The sequence below is a fragment of the Clostridium pasteurianum DSM 525 = ATCC 6013 genome (genome assembly GCF_000807255.1).
In the GTDB taxonomy this organism is placed as follows: Bacteria; Bacillota; Clostridia; order Clostridiales; family Clostridiaceae; genus Clostridium_I; species Clostridium_I pasteurianum.
In genome coordinates this window covers 2630683-2643182 of the sequence record NZ_CP009268.1, presented here as the reverse complement: position 1 = coordinate 2643182, position 12500 = coordinate 2630683, and the positions used below count along the sequence as shown (strand labels likewise).

Genomic DNA, 12500 nt, shown 5'->3' with positions numbered 1-12500 from the left:
GCATTTAATAGGAGGAGTTTAATTTGAAAAAATATATGTATATTGGTGCCTTTGGATTTTTGGGAGCAATACTTAGATTTTATGTAAAAAATATAAAGTTTGAAAACTATAATGGGCAAATACCTGTAAACACACTAATTATTAATATAACTGGAAGTTTCTTTTTAGCATTTATATTTACCTTAATAATGGAGGGATATAATATAAAAGAAAAATTAAAATTAGGTATTACTACTGGACTTTTAGGAACCTATACTACTTTTTCTTCACTGTGCAAAGAGGAATTTAATTTAATATTAAAGAGAGAATATTACTCTGCTTTTATGTATATTTTTTTATCCTTATTTTTAAGTGTTTTAAGTATATGTGCTGCTACCATACTATCAAAATTTATATTAAAAAAGTTAAGTCAAAAGAAGTACAATCTAAAGATGTAAATAGTATTTATTGATAATATTTAAAGGTATTATGTTAAAATAAAATCATCAGGAGGATAAATATGGAATATATGCTGGTAGGGATAGGTGGCATTTTAGGAAGCTTATCCAGATATAAATTAGGCAAAATCATAATTTTAAAAACTAAGAGTACTTTCCCTATAGGGACTTTTATTATAAATATTACAGGTGCTTTTTTATTGGGACTACTTACTTCAATAAATTCCGATAATTCTATTTATAGTTTTATTGGAGATGGATTTCTAGGAGCTTATACTACCTTTTCTACTTTTATGTATGAAGGATTCTCACTTTTTAAGAATAATAGAAAATTAAATGCTGTATTTTATATAGGCATTTCTATTATAATAGGAATAGTAGGATATTCTATGGGATATGGTATAGGTAATTTATAAGAGTATGATGGACTAGATTGAAAAATTTTTATTATATAATTGGTGCTGTTTTTAAAGCGTTATATAATTGGAAATTTATATTGTTGGAATATACTTAAGAATTGATCGTTAGAGGGGGAGATAAAATGAAATTTATTACTTATGTAAAGGAAGATAGAGAAAGTATAGGAGTATTAAAAGATAACTATATCATAGATTTTAGCTACATATTTAAAAATATAGGGGAAGAAAATCCACCTGAAACTATGATGGAGTTTATAAAGTATTCAAATAAGAATAAATTAAATCAAATAGAAGAATTTTTAAATAGAGATAATTTAGAAGAATTTTCTGTAGATAGAGTTAAAGTATCTGCACCTATCCCTTATCCTGAAAGAAACGTTTTTTGCCTTGGAAAAAATTATGCAGAACATGCAAGAGAGGTAAAAATAACCAGGATAACTGGTACAGATATTCCAGAAAATCCTATATATTTTACTAAGATTGCATCCCCAGCTATAGGACAAGAGGATAGTATAAAATTTTCTACAAAGGTTACACAGCAAGTAGATTATGAATCTGAACTGGCAGTTATAATAGGAAAGGATGGATCAAATATAAAAGAAGAAAATGCAGAAGATTATATATTCGGTTATACCATAATTAATGATGTTTCTGCAAGAGATCTTCAGGGGAAACATACTCAGTGGTTTAAAGGTAAGAGCTTGGATACCTTTTGTCCTATGGGCCCTGTTATCGTTCATAAAAATGAAATACCCTTTCCAGTAGAATTAAATATAGGTTCTAAGGTTAATGGTGAATTAAGGCAGAATTCAAATACTAAAAAGCTTATATTTGATATACCCTACATTATAAGTGATCTATCAAAGGGAATAACCTTAAAAGCTGGAGATATAATAGCAACAGGTACGCCTAGTGGAGTGGGAATGGGATTTGATCCTGTAAAAGTACTGAAGGATGGCGATGTAGTAGAATGTTTCATTGAAAAAATAGGAAGTTTAAAGAATGAGATTAAAGAAATTTAACCTGACTAACTTGGCGTAAGTCTCCCCCTTCTTCGAGTGGGAGTTCAACGCCAAGTAAGCCATGCATTTGCAGTTCTAAAATTTAGATGGGGTAAAAGAATCTCCACCTGAATTAAGAACTTGCTTCAATTTATTTATATTTATGCATAGATTAATTCAATATAAAAAATTTTAAAATAAAGCTTTATTTAGTAAATTAAAGCAATCAAATATATAAAAGTGGAGCTGTCTCATAATTGTATACATGATATATGTATTATAAGACAGCTTTTGGTTATTTTGTTATTAAAAACAACAATTAGATAAGTAGGTTTTTAAAGGGTTCCTTTTATTTTAGGAAGTTTAATTGGTTCATAAGCAGGTATGTTAAAAGCTTTGATAATTTTTAAGGATTTTGAAAAATCTTTAAAAAAATGAATATCTTTATCCATAAATTCATACTTTAAACTATTATTGAAATAGTTACAGTAGGAGTAATAGTCTTTTCTCTCTCTAGAATATTTTTTATAGGATTCACCAGATTTTTTTATAATTTCTCTGCAAAGGTATAAGTTACAAGGGTGAGGTCTTAATTGAAAATCTATAGTACATCCTTTTTTGCCAACAAAAGGACAAACTCTAAAGAATAATTTAGAGTCAAAGTCTAATTGAGGATTATTGTTTTTACAATATACTTTATGTTTAATACTATTGTAAAAACCCTGTACTTCTATAAAGTATTGAGATATTTTTGAATTTGCATTTTTTATAAGTGAATAAATAAAATCTATTTTACCTATGTTTATTATATTTTTAATATCCATAAGGGTATACTTGGGAAAATACCAACAGCAGCCTCTATTTATACCTATATAAGAAGTAGATTCTATAAAATTTTTACAATTTCCACAGGTATCGCAATGAAAAACAGGTATATTATCTTTGAATTCACAGCTCAATGTAAACATAAATAGTCATCCCCATTCATAAAATTGTTTAGATATTAAATTACAAATTAAAAATAATAATTTATTTAATAAGGTATATGAAAATAAATAGGCTAGCATACTGACTAGCTATTTATTTGAATGTGCCTAAGCTCTGAGAGCTTCTAAAATCTCATTTCTTGGTAGATTACCTTTTATTAGATCTTCATCACTTTTTTTTAGAAGATCACTGTAAAATTCTTTAAGATTATTTTCTGTAAAATCTTTTTTTTGAGGATCTTTTATAAGATCATAAAGATAGTCCTCCGCTTTAGAGAATACACCCAGTGATTTATAAAAATAAAATAGCTTTTCTTGATCCTCTGAAGTAATTTCAAACTTTTCCATAGCATTGGCAATTTCTTGTGAAAGTTCTTTATAACCTTCTAATTCACATTCAAGTTCCAAGGAAAATATAGTATAAATTAAACTAAAAGCCTTTGAATATCTAAAATATGCTTCATTATAGTTTCCTTCTTCATAAAAGATATTTCCTTCTTCAAATAGAAATACTGCTGCAATGGCACATTGTATACCTTGAATTTTATCGCCTTTTTTCATAAGATTTAAGAGATCTTTTTCAGAAACAGAATTTACAAAGCTGGAACTGAAACCGAGAAATCTTTTGAAGGCTTTATCAATTAAGGTAAAAGCTTCTAATCTTAAATTTTTAACATTCTTTATTTGTTTTATTACAGAAAGAAATTCTTTGGATATTTTTGAATTATAGTCATCCTTTATCAAGTAAAACACCTCAATTTCTAAGTTTTTATTTATTGTATTATAGTCTATAATAAGTATTATAGTAAATATATCTAATTTATAAAATAGATATGAAGTGAAATTTTTACAATATATTTACATTTAATTATCTAGTTATTAATAGTTTTGTTATGTGATAATAAATGTGGTAATATATATTTTAGTTTATAACTTTAAAATTAATATATTAGGGAAATATACTCTTAGCAGTATTTTTAATATAAAACTTTAAAAGTCCTAGTGATAATGATGAGATGAAGATTTTAACAAAGAAAGTCCGAGAATGGAGAAGTGATTAGATGATGGAAAGATTGCTTATATTAGATGGCAATAGTCTTATGAATAGAGCTTTCTATGCAATACCTGCCTTAAATAATTCAGAAGGTTTAAATACTAATGCTATTTATGGATTTATAAATATGCTGTTTAAAATGAGGGAAGAACTTAAACCTAATTATATAGTTACAACTTTTGATAAAAAGGCACCTACTTTTAGGCATAAGGATTATAAAGATTATAAGGCTGGCAGAAAGAAAATGCCTCCAGAACTTTCAGAACAGTTTCCAGTAGTAAAGGAACTTTTAGAAAAGCTTGCTATAAACATATTTGAAATAGAAGGCTTTGAGGCAGACGATTTAATAGGAACTCTTGCTTCTTTCTCCAGAAATCAGGGGATAGAAGTTTATATAGTTACAGGGGATAAAGATGCTCTTCAACTGGCAGAGGATAATGTAAAGATAGTCATAAATAAAAAGGGAATGACAGAAAAAGAAATTTATGATAAAGATAGAATGCTTATGGATTATGGAGTTACTCCAAAACAGTTTATAGATGTGAAAGGTCTTATGGGAGATAGTTCGGATAATATTCCAGGAGTACCTGGTATTGGAGAAAAGACAGCACTTAAGCTTATAAAGGAATATGGCAGCATTGAAAATGTTCTTATGAATATAGATAATTTAAGTGGTAAAAAGATCAAAGAAAACCTTAAGGAGTATAGAGAGCAGGCGGTATTTAGTAAAAAGCTTGCTACTATAGTAACGGATGTTCCAATAGAGATAGATTTAGAAGACATAAAATCCAAGGAGAAATTCGATGTAGAAGCTGTAAGGAAAATGTTTGTGAAGCTTGAATTTAAAAGTCTCATGAATAAGATTCCAGTTTCCTCTAAGGAAGATGGGCAGGAATCTTTAGAGGATATAAAAGTAGAATATAAACTTATAGATACTATAGAAAAACTTAAAGAAGCAGCAAATTCAATAAAGGATATATTGTATATTTTATTTGAAAATGAAGATGAGCAAATTTATTCTAAGAGCAGTATAAAGAAAATATATTTAAATACAGGGGATAGAAATTATATAATTGATTATGCTGAAATTTTTAACAGTGATTCGGAAGAATTAATAGGTGTTTTGAAAAAAATTTTTGAAGATGAAAATATAGAAAAAGTCATTCATGATTCAAAAATACCTTATACTATATTGGCAAAAATAAATGTTTCACTAAAAGGATTGATTTTTGATACAAAGATAGCTGCTTATCTCATTGATCCAGCCCAAAGTGAATATGGACTTAATGGACTAATAAGAGATAATTTAAATATAGATATAAAAGATGAAGATGAACTTCTTAGAGTAAAAGAAATCCAATATTTAAAGCCTATCTACGAAGATTTAAGTGAAAAGATAAAGTTATTAAATATGGAGGAGTTATTTTACAATGTAGAAAAACCTTTAATAGAAGTGCTATCATCTATGGAAGCAAGAGGTTTTAAAATTGATAAATTAAAGCTCAATGAACTAGGAGAGAAATTTAGTGAAAAAATACAGGAGACTAAAGAGGAAATTTACAGTCTGTCTGGGGAAGAATTTAATATAAGTTCGCCAAAACAGCTAGGTAAAATTCTATTTGAAAAGCTTGATTTGCCTGTAATCAAGAAGACAAAGACAGGATATTCCACTAATGCAGAGGTACTTGAGAAATTAAGAGATAAGCATCCTATAATAGATAATATAACTTATTATAGGCAGCTTACAAAATTGTATTCCACTTATGTGGAGGGCCTTAAAACTGTTATTGATTCTGATGATAGAATACATTCAAGTTTCAATCAGACGGTTACCACTACAGGAAGACTTTCAAGTACGGAACCTAATCTCCAAAATATACCTATAAAGCACGAAATGGGAAGAGAGATAAGAAAGGTATTTATACCTGATGATTCTGAATGTGTAATCTTATCTGGAGATTATTCACAGATAGAATTAAGAGTTCTTGCCCATATTGCCAATGATGAAAATTTAATAAATGCCTTTAAACATCACAGTGATATACATACAAAGACTGCTTCAGAAGTATTTAATGTGCCAATTGATCAGGTTACACCTCTTATGAGAAGTAATGCAAAGGCAGTTAATTTTGGTATAGTTTATGGTATAGGGGATTTCAGTCTTGCACAGGATCTTAAAATACCAAAAAGTAAGGCAAAGGAATATATAGATACTTATTTTGAAAGATATCCTAATGTAAAAAAATACCTTGAGGATATTGTAATTAAGGCAAAGGAAGATTTATATGTTACCACTATATTAAATAGGAGAAGATATATACCTGAAATAAAGGCCAGAAATAAAATGGTAGCATCTTTTGGAGAAAGACTGGCCATGAATACTCCAATACAGGGAAGTGCAGCAGATATAATTAAGTTAGCTATGGTAAAGGTATATAACAAACTTAAAGAAGAAAATTTAAAGAGTACTATTATACTTCAGGTTCATGATGAACTGATTTTAAATGTATATAAGGATGAGATTGAGGTTGTGAAAAAATTAGTTAAAGAAGAAATGGAGAATGCAATTGAACTAAAGGTTCCATTAGAAGTTGATATAAATATAGGGGAAACTTGGTATGAAGCAAAATAAATAAAGAATTGGGGAATGATTATGTTAAAGGTGGGACTCACAGGTGGAATTGGAAGTGGAAAGAGTACTGTAGCTAGGATGTTTAAAGAGAGATCTATTCCTGTTATAGATGCAGATGTTATTTCAAGAGAAGTTTTAAATATTTATCCTGAATTACTATCAGAAATAAAACAGGAATTTGGAATAGAATTTTTTGATGGAGATGGAAAACTTTTAAGAAGAAAGCTTGGAGATTATGTATTTGCCTCCTATGCTAGAAGAAAAAAATTAGAGGAAATAATAATGCCCTATATTAAAAAGGACATATTCAAGCATATTAAACTATATGAGGATTTAAAGGAAAATATTTGTGTCCTTGATGCTCCAATACTAATTGAAACGGGAATAAATAATGATATGGATTTGAATATTCTAGCTTGGGTTGATAGAGAAACACAAATAAAAAGAGTTATGGAAAGAGATAAAATGAACCTTCAGCAGGTAATCAACAGAATAAATGCTCAGATGCCCTTGGAAGAAAAGAAAAAATATGTAGATGTTATAATAGATACCAGTGTAAGTATAGACTATACTGAAAGTCAAGTTGAAAAACTATTGACATCTATAAATATATTGTAGGAGGAACAATGAAAGGAAAAAGTTTACTATTCATTTTTGTTATAGTGGTTATAGTAATAGTTGCAGCATTAAATGTAAAAACAATAGGAAAACATTATTATCCTATGAAATATTCTAAATATATATATGAATATTCAAGTAAATATAATTTGAGTCCCTACTATGTAGCTGCTATTGCAAAAACAGAAAGTAATTTTAATCCAGAAGCTAAATCTAATAAAAATGCCTATGGAATAATGCAGATAACTGAAGAAACAGGGCAATGGGCCGCAGAAAAAATGGGACTTAAGGGCTTCAGTGCTGATAAGTTATATGATCCCGAATACAGTATAAGAATGGGATGCTGGTATCTGGATAATCTTAGACAGGAGTTTAACAACTGGGACTTGGTATCTGCTGCCTATAATGGTGGAAGAGGTAATGTTAGATCTTGGCTCAACAATAAAGATCACTCAAAGGATGGAAAAAATATTCACTATATACCTTTCCCTGAGACGGACAAGTATGTTAAGAAAATAAGGGTGAACTATAATATATATAGATGGCTTTATAGTAATAATTAGTTTGAAAATAAGTTTTTAAATTGATATTGTAAATAATTTAAAGCCGAGCTTTGATATTCTACATTTCAATATCAAAGCTCACTTTAGTTTAAATATATAATATGATTTGTTTTTTAGTAACAACTATGTTTTTAGATATGCAAAAAACTATTGACGAAATCAAATCTATATAATATAATCTATATCGTGATTATTTACAGTATATGAAAATACTTATTTAATAGAGATAGTTGTTTTTTAGTAAAAATTAAATATGCGAGAGTGCTGGAACTGGCAGACAGGCTACTTTGGGATGGCGTTATGTCAGTGCCAAAGTTGAAGTAAAGATAGTAAAAAATCCTCGTTAAAATAAAAATTTAAATATTATGCAGGTGTGCTGGAATTGGCAGACAGGCACGTTTGGGATGGCGTTATGTCAGTGCCAAAGTTGAAGTTAAAATTGTGAAAAACCCTCGTTAAAATAAAAAATTGAATATTATGCAGGTGTGCTGGAATTGGCAGACAGGCACGTTTGAGGGGCGTGTGTCGAAGACGTACGGGTTCAAGTCCCGTCACCTGCACCAGATGGAACTACTCATTAAGATGGGTAGTTTTTTGTTAGCTTTAATTCGAAAAGTAATACAGCAAACCATTAAAGATAATTCTTTAAAAAAATTTCACAAGTCAATAAAGTGATATCAATATTTATGAGAATTACTTGCTGAATATATAAGATTAAAGAGAGATAAGCAAAATTTTGTGCAAAATCTTAAAATAATATATTATAATGTATATATTAAGTCAGTGTAGGATGTGGTGAAAGTGAAAAATAAAAAACACATGTATCTTTTAATAAATTTGCTTCCTGTACTTATTACATTTTATTTAATTAAGTTTAAGAACACATTTGCAAAAGAAAACTGGTATATTATAGTTATGTGTTATTCATTGCTGGTTTTTGTGAATGTAATGTGGTATATGCAACCCTCAATAACTTATGAAAATAGAATGAAAATTAGGAGAACATATTATTGCATAAGTACTTTTGTATTATTATTTTTATTGGGGACAGTAGATAATAATATTATAAATATTATAGGGCAAAATAAGTTAGGTATTTCAAATAATCTAGTTTTTACATTATACACTTTTATTGCTATAATATTAGTAGATATATTTATAATTTCATGCAAAGGGCTAGATGAAATTACATTTGGAGCTACTAAGGTAAAATTTCATACAATAGAAAAAAGCATTGAGACCCAAATAAACATTACGGAAACATTGATTGATAAGATAAAGTCAGAATATAAGGCTGTGCAGAATATTGATTTATACATAAGTGATGTAGAAAATGACTTGAGAATGGCTGCAAGTAATACAAGTCATGATGTTGATATTTTAAAGCATTTAGAAAATTATTTGGAAAAATATTTTTGTACACAAGAAAAAGACAAAATTCATATTGAAATATTGGCTTTAGAAGAAGTGCAAAGTTGTTTAAGTTTATCAAATAGTATAAAGAAATATTATTCACGATATGAAAGTATTGTAATAGAAACAAGATTATTTGATGAAAATAATAAACATTACTTATGTATTCCTTATCAGTGTACCTTAGTACCTGATGTTGAATCTATTATTATTTTAAAATCTGATTCTAATTTAATTTTAGCAGAAGAATGTATTATATATAATTTAACTAAAATTTTTGAAAACAAGTTATTGTCTATTATCGATGAAATAAATTGCACACAGGAACAATAAAGTTGTGAGAGGAGGGTACGAATATGAAAAATATTTCTAGAGCCGTAAACTGGAATAAGCTTAAAGATGCTAAAAAAAATGTTAAAAGTAATAGAAGTATTAATTATGCATCATATGCATCATCACGACATATAAATGATAGAATATCAGATGCAAAATCACGTTCAGAAATTGCCATTACTCTACTAAAGGAAGCAACTAAAGAGAGAAGATAGTAAAGATAAGTATATTCTTAATAGATGACATCATATCATTATAGTAAAGTAATTTATTGGGGATATGAATGCGATGCCTAGAAAAGTTAACTGGACAAAAATTCAGGAGGCAAGAAATTTAATTAGAAAAAATAAAACTTTTGTTATTAAAAATATAAGTACAAGTTTTTTCAACGAGGATAGGGTAGCGATTGCTAAAAGAGAAATGATGATAACTATAGAATTATTAAAATGTTATTTTCAATAATGTTAACCTCATTGAAATTATGCTTCCTATGACATGGCATGTGGAATGCGTGGTTCTGCTATATAATAAGGAGTATTACGATAGGAAAGTTAAGGCTGAAGTGGTAACGGAAGTTTAGGATAGAATTAAATAGAGGTTTATGTATTATATAAAGGGCGTTCATATTATGTAAATGAGTGCTCTTTATTATTGCCCAAAATAATAAAATTACTGAAAATATATCCCAAAAACATACAACTATGTTATTATAATATTATATTTTGGGTATAGGGGGGAATGAAAAATTGTATTTTATTGATACTCCTTGTTATATAGAAGGAAATAAAAAGTTAAGGAAGCCACAAATTGAAGCATACTTAAAAATTTTATCTCATTTTAAAAGTAATCCAAAAGAAGCTTCATTGGTTGTCTTACCAACAGGAACAGGTAAAAGCGGATTAATATCAATAGCACCTTATGGCATATGTGAGGGCAGAGTATTAATAATAACTCCTGGAACTGTAACAAAAAAAAGTATAGCAAAAACTATGGAAGCTTTAGAAGATAATTTTTGGATAAACATGGATGTTATATTTAATATAGATGACCTTCCGGTGTTAGTACCATATAAAAATGAATTGTTTGATTCTGAATTATTTTCAGCTGACATTGTTTATACTAATGTTCAGAAACTAAATCCTAATTTTCAGAATTCTTTGTTAAATAGAGTGAAACCTGATTTTTTTGATATGATAATTGTAGATGAAGCACATCATGCACCAGCTAATACATGGCAAGCAGCGTTAAATTATTTTAAGGATGCAAAGGTATTACATGTAACAGGGACACCTTACAGAGGAGATGGGCTAAAGGTTCCTGGTAAGTTAATACATGAAACAAAACTGTCAGAAGTCATGGAAGCTAGGTATGTAAAATGGCTAAGGAACAAAACATTGAGTTCTTCAGAAATATATTTTATCGATGAGAAAGGTAAAAAACTTAGTATAGAAGAAGCAAAAAATTTACATGATGAAGAATGGGTTCAGCGTTCAGTTGCTATGTCAGATGAATGCTCTTTAGAAGTTGTACGTAGTAGTATAGAAGAGTTAAATGAATTGAAGAAGCATTCACCTAATGTTCCTCATAAAATAATGGCTTCAGCTTGCAGTATAAGACATGCTGAAAGGTTATATGAATTATATAAATCTGAAGGAATAGAAGTAATTTTGATACATAGCAAAATGCCCAAGAATGTGCAAGAAGAAAAGTTTAAGGATATTGAATTAAACAAGTGTAATGTGGTGATTAATGTTGGAATGATGGGAGAGGGCTATGATCATCAGTATTTAACAATAGCAGCTTTATTTAGACCATATAAAAGTTTGAATATGTTTGCACAAATTATAGGTAGAGTTTTAAGAGCAATTCCAGATGAATATATTACTGCATATGAAATTGATAATAATGCGCTAGTAATATATCATAAAGAATTAGGAATGGATAAATTGTGGGATTATTTTAGAAAAGAGACGGAAGTAGTAGATCATTATAAAAAAATTAGAGAAATTGATTTTAAAGATGATGAATATGAAAAACGGGAAGTCTTATATGGAAAAACAATAGTTGAGGGTGAAATTTTAGAATTTAAGGACTCGTACAGTGAAAGTATAGATTTTAATGCTGAATATGAAAAAGCAAAGTTAGTAATAAATGATGAAGTAAATAAAAGAAAAAAGGAATTAGAAGCATTAGGTTGGGATAAAGAAGATATTGAGGATGCTATAAATAATTTAATTAAAAAAAAGACAAGAAAAAAATCAGATGAGTTAAATAAAATATATAATGAAAAAAGACCTTTAGAGAGAAGAAAAATGATAAAAAAAATACTCAAAGAAAAAATTGAGTTAGTAGCTATTGAACTTCTTAATAAATATGGCATCACTGAAAAGGGAACAGAATTATATTTAAAATTTAAGAGAAGTTTACCTTCATATACAAAATCCAATACTAAAAATGATGGTGTACTTGTAATATATATAAACACAAAATTAAAAGTTAAATTTTCTGGACGAGATGAAATGGAAATAGATGATTTAATAAAGGCAGAAGAATATTTAGATGTTATAAAACTTGAATTGAGGAGGATATTAAATGGAATACAATTACATAAAAATAAATGATAGATTAGAGGAATTGATTAATTTAAGGATGAATAAGGGGGTACAGCCCAATGAACTTATGGAGAATATTACAAATGAAGAGTATTCAAAGGTAAGTGCTAAAAAATTTTTTGGAGGAATTCAATGTAATGTAGAGTTTTCTGATTACGGAATTTTCGACAATATAAAATCAAAATATGAGTATGTTTATATTTATGACAATGATATGTTTTTAAAAGAAATTAGAATGATTAAGAATAAAATAGAAACAAATATTTGGAATAAAGTGAGTGAAGAAAAGAAACTATTAGATGACATTATGTTGCAATTAAGGAATATTCCTAATAGTAGCAAATATATAAATAAATTTATTGAAACTTTACCAAATGATTTATTACAATTAATTTCTGATAACTATTCTTTTATTAATATTGTATAATAATG

At 28.0% G+C, this 12500-nt stretch carries 13 protein-coding genes and 1 tRNA gene; 12 read left to right on the top strand and 2 right to left on the bottom strand.

The window, feature by feature from the left end:
- Positions 1-23 precede the first annotated feature (23 nt).
- The 3 genes from CLPA_RS12005 (at position 24) to CLPA_RS11995 (ending at position 1878) form a co-directional block, all read left to right on the top strand.
- Positions 24-437: a fluoride efflux transporter FluC gene (locus CLPA_RS12005; protein WP_003447557.1), complete on the top strand. Its 414-nt coding sequence runs from the start codon at positions 24-26 to the stop codon at positions 435-437.
- A gap of 62 nt (positions 438-499) precedes the next feature.
- On the top strand, positions 500-853 hold the full coding sequence (gene crcB, locus CLPA_RS12000) for a fluoride efflux transporter CrcB (protein ID WP_003447559.1): 354 nt from the start codon (positions 500-502) through the stop codon (positions 851-853).
- A 125-nt stretch (positions 854-978) separates the two neighbouring features.
- Positions 979-1878 carry a fumarylacetoacetate hydrolase family protein gene (locus CLPA_RS11995; protein ID WP_003447561.1) on the top strand — a complete coding sequence of 300 codons (900 nt, stop codon included), beginning with the start codon at positions 979-981 and terminating at the stop codon, positions 1876-1878.
- A 314-nt stretch (positions 1879-2192) separates the two neighbouring features.
- On the opposite strand, the gene CLPA_RS11990 is transcribed toward CLPA_RS11995, so the two are convergent.
- Together CLPA_RS11990 and CLPA_RS11985 are read right to left on the bottom strand one after the other, a co-directional pair.
- A complete protein-coding gene (locus CLPA_RS11990) occupies positions 2193-2825 on the bottom strand; it encodes a hypothetical protein (protein ID WP_003447563.1) in 633 nt (210 codons plus the stop codon).
- A 126-nt stretch (positions 2826-2951) separates the two neighbouring features.
- The gene (locus CLPA_RS11985; protein WP_371877606.1) at positions 2952-3596 is read right to left on the bottom strand and encodes a DUF6483 family protein; all 645 of its coding nucleotides are present in this window, start codon (positions 3594-3596) and stop codon (positions 2952-2954) included.
- Between the two features lie 311 nt (positions 3597-3907).
- On the opposite strand from CLPA_RS11985, the gene polA reads away from it, so the two are divergent.
- The 9 genes from polA to CLPA_RS11945 all read left to right on the top strand — a co-directional run bounded on the left by polA (position 3908) and on the right by CLPA_RS11945 (position 12495).
- Positions 3908-6529 carry a DNA polymerase I gene (polA, locus tag CLPA_RS11980; RefSeq protein ID WP_003447567.1) on the top strand — a complete coding sequence of 874 codons (2622 nt, stop codon included), beginning with the start codon at positions 3908-3910 and terminating at the stop codon, positions 6527-6529.
- Between the two features lie 21 nt (positions 6530-6550).
- Complete coding sequence (gene coaE / locus CLPA_RS11975; protein ID WP_003447569.1) at positions 6551-7147, top strand: dephospho-CoA kinase; 597 nt, start codon at positions 6551-6553, stop codon at positions 7145-7147.
- An 8-nt stretch (positions 7148-7155) separates the two neighbouring features.
- Complete coding sequence (locus tag CLPA_RS11970) at positions 7156-7710, top strand: lytic transglycosylase domain-containing protein (protein WP_003447571.1); 555 nt, start codon at positions 7156-7158, stop codon at positions 7708-7710.
- Between the two features lie 479 nt (positions 7711-8189).
- Positions 8190-8273: transfer RNA gene (locus CLPA_RS11965), tRNA-Leu, on the top strand.
- A 238-nt stretch (positions 8274-8511) separates the two neighbouring features.
- Positions 8512-9456, top strand: a complete 945-nt coding sequence (locus CLPA_RS11960) for a hypothetical protein (RefSeq protein WP_003447573.1) — start codon at positions 8512-8514, stop codon at positions 9454-9456.
- 23 nt (positions 9457-9479) lie between these two features.
- Positions 9480-9671, top strand: coding sequence for a hypothetical protein (locus tag CLPA_RS11955; RefSeq protein ID WP_003447575.1), 192 nt, complete (start codon positions 9480-9482; stop codon positions 9669-9671).
- Between the two features lie 73 nt (positions 9672-9744).
- On the top strand, positions 9745-9918 hold the full coding sequence (locus CLPA_RS21205) for a hypothetical protein (RefSeq protein WP_155760378.1): 174 nt from the start codon (positions 9745-9747) through the stop codon (positions 9916-9918).
- 284 nt (positions 9919-10202) lie between these two features.
- A complete protein-coding gene (locus CLPA_RS11950; protein ID WP_003447576.1) occupies positions 10203-12077 on the top strand; it encodes a DEAD/DEAH box helicase in 1875 nt (624 codons plus the stop codon).
- Positions 12049-12495, top strand: coding sequence for a hypothetical protein (locus tag CLPA_RS11945; protein WP_003447578.1), 447 nt, complete (start codon positions 12049-12051; stop codon positions 12493-12495). The genes CLPA_RS11950 and CLPA_RS11945 overlap by 29 nt, the downstream gene beginning before the upstream one ends.
- The last annotated feature ends 5 nt before the right edge of the window (positions 12496-12500 follow it).

What these genes read in the sequence shown, in the direction of transcription:
- crcB (WP_003447559.1), top strand. Translation starts at nt 500, where the DNA reads ATGGAATATATGCTGGTAGGGATAGGTGGCATTTTAGGAAGCTTATCC.
- CLPA_RS11995 (WP_003447561.1), top strand. Translation starts at nt 979, where the DNA reads ATGAAATTTATTACTTATGTAAAGGAAGATAGAGAAAGTATAGGAGTA.
- CLPA_RS11990 (WP_003447563.1), bottom strand. Translation starts at nt 2,825, where the DNA reads ATGTTTACATTGAGCTGTGAATTCAAAGATAATATACCTGTTTTTCAT.
- polA (WP_003447567.1), top strand. Translation starts at nt 3,908, where the DNA reads ATGGAAAGATTGCTTATATTAGATGGCAATAGTCTTATGAATAGAGCT.
- coaE (WP_003447569.1), top strand. Translation starts at nt 6,551, where the DNA reads ATGTTAAAGGTGGGACTCACAGGTGGAATTGGAAGTGGAAAGAGTACT.
- CLPA_RS11970 (WP_003447571.1), top strand. Translation starts at nt 7,156, where the DNA reads ATGAAAGGAAAAAGTTTACTATTCATTTTTGTTATAGTGGTTATAGTA.
- CLPA_RS11955 (WP_003447575.1), top strand. Translation starts at nt 9,480, where the DNA reads ATGAAAAATATTTCTAGAGCCGTAAACTGGAATAAGCTTAAAGATGCT.
- CLPA_RS21205 (WP_155760378.1), top strand. Translation starts at nt 9,745, where the DNA reads ATGCCTAGAAAAGTTAACTGGACAAAAATTCAGGAGGCAAGAAATTTA.
- CLPA_RS11945 (WP_003447578.1), top strand. Translation starts at nt 12,049, where the DNA reads ATGGAATACAATTACATAAAAATAAATGATAGATTAGAGGAATTGATT.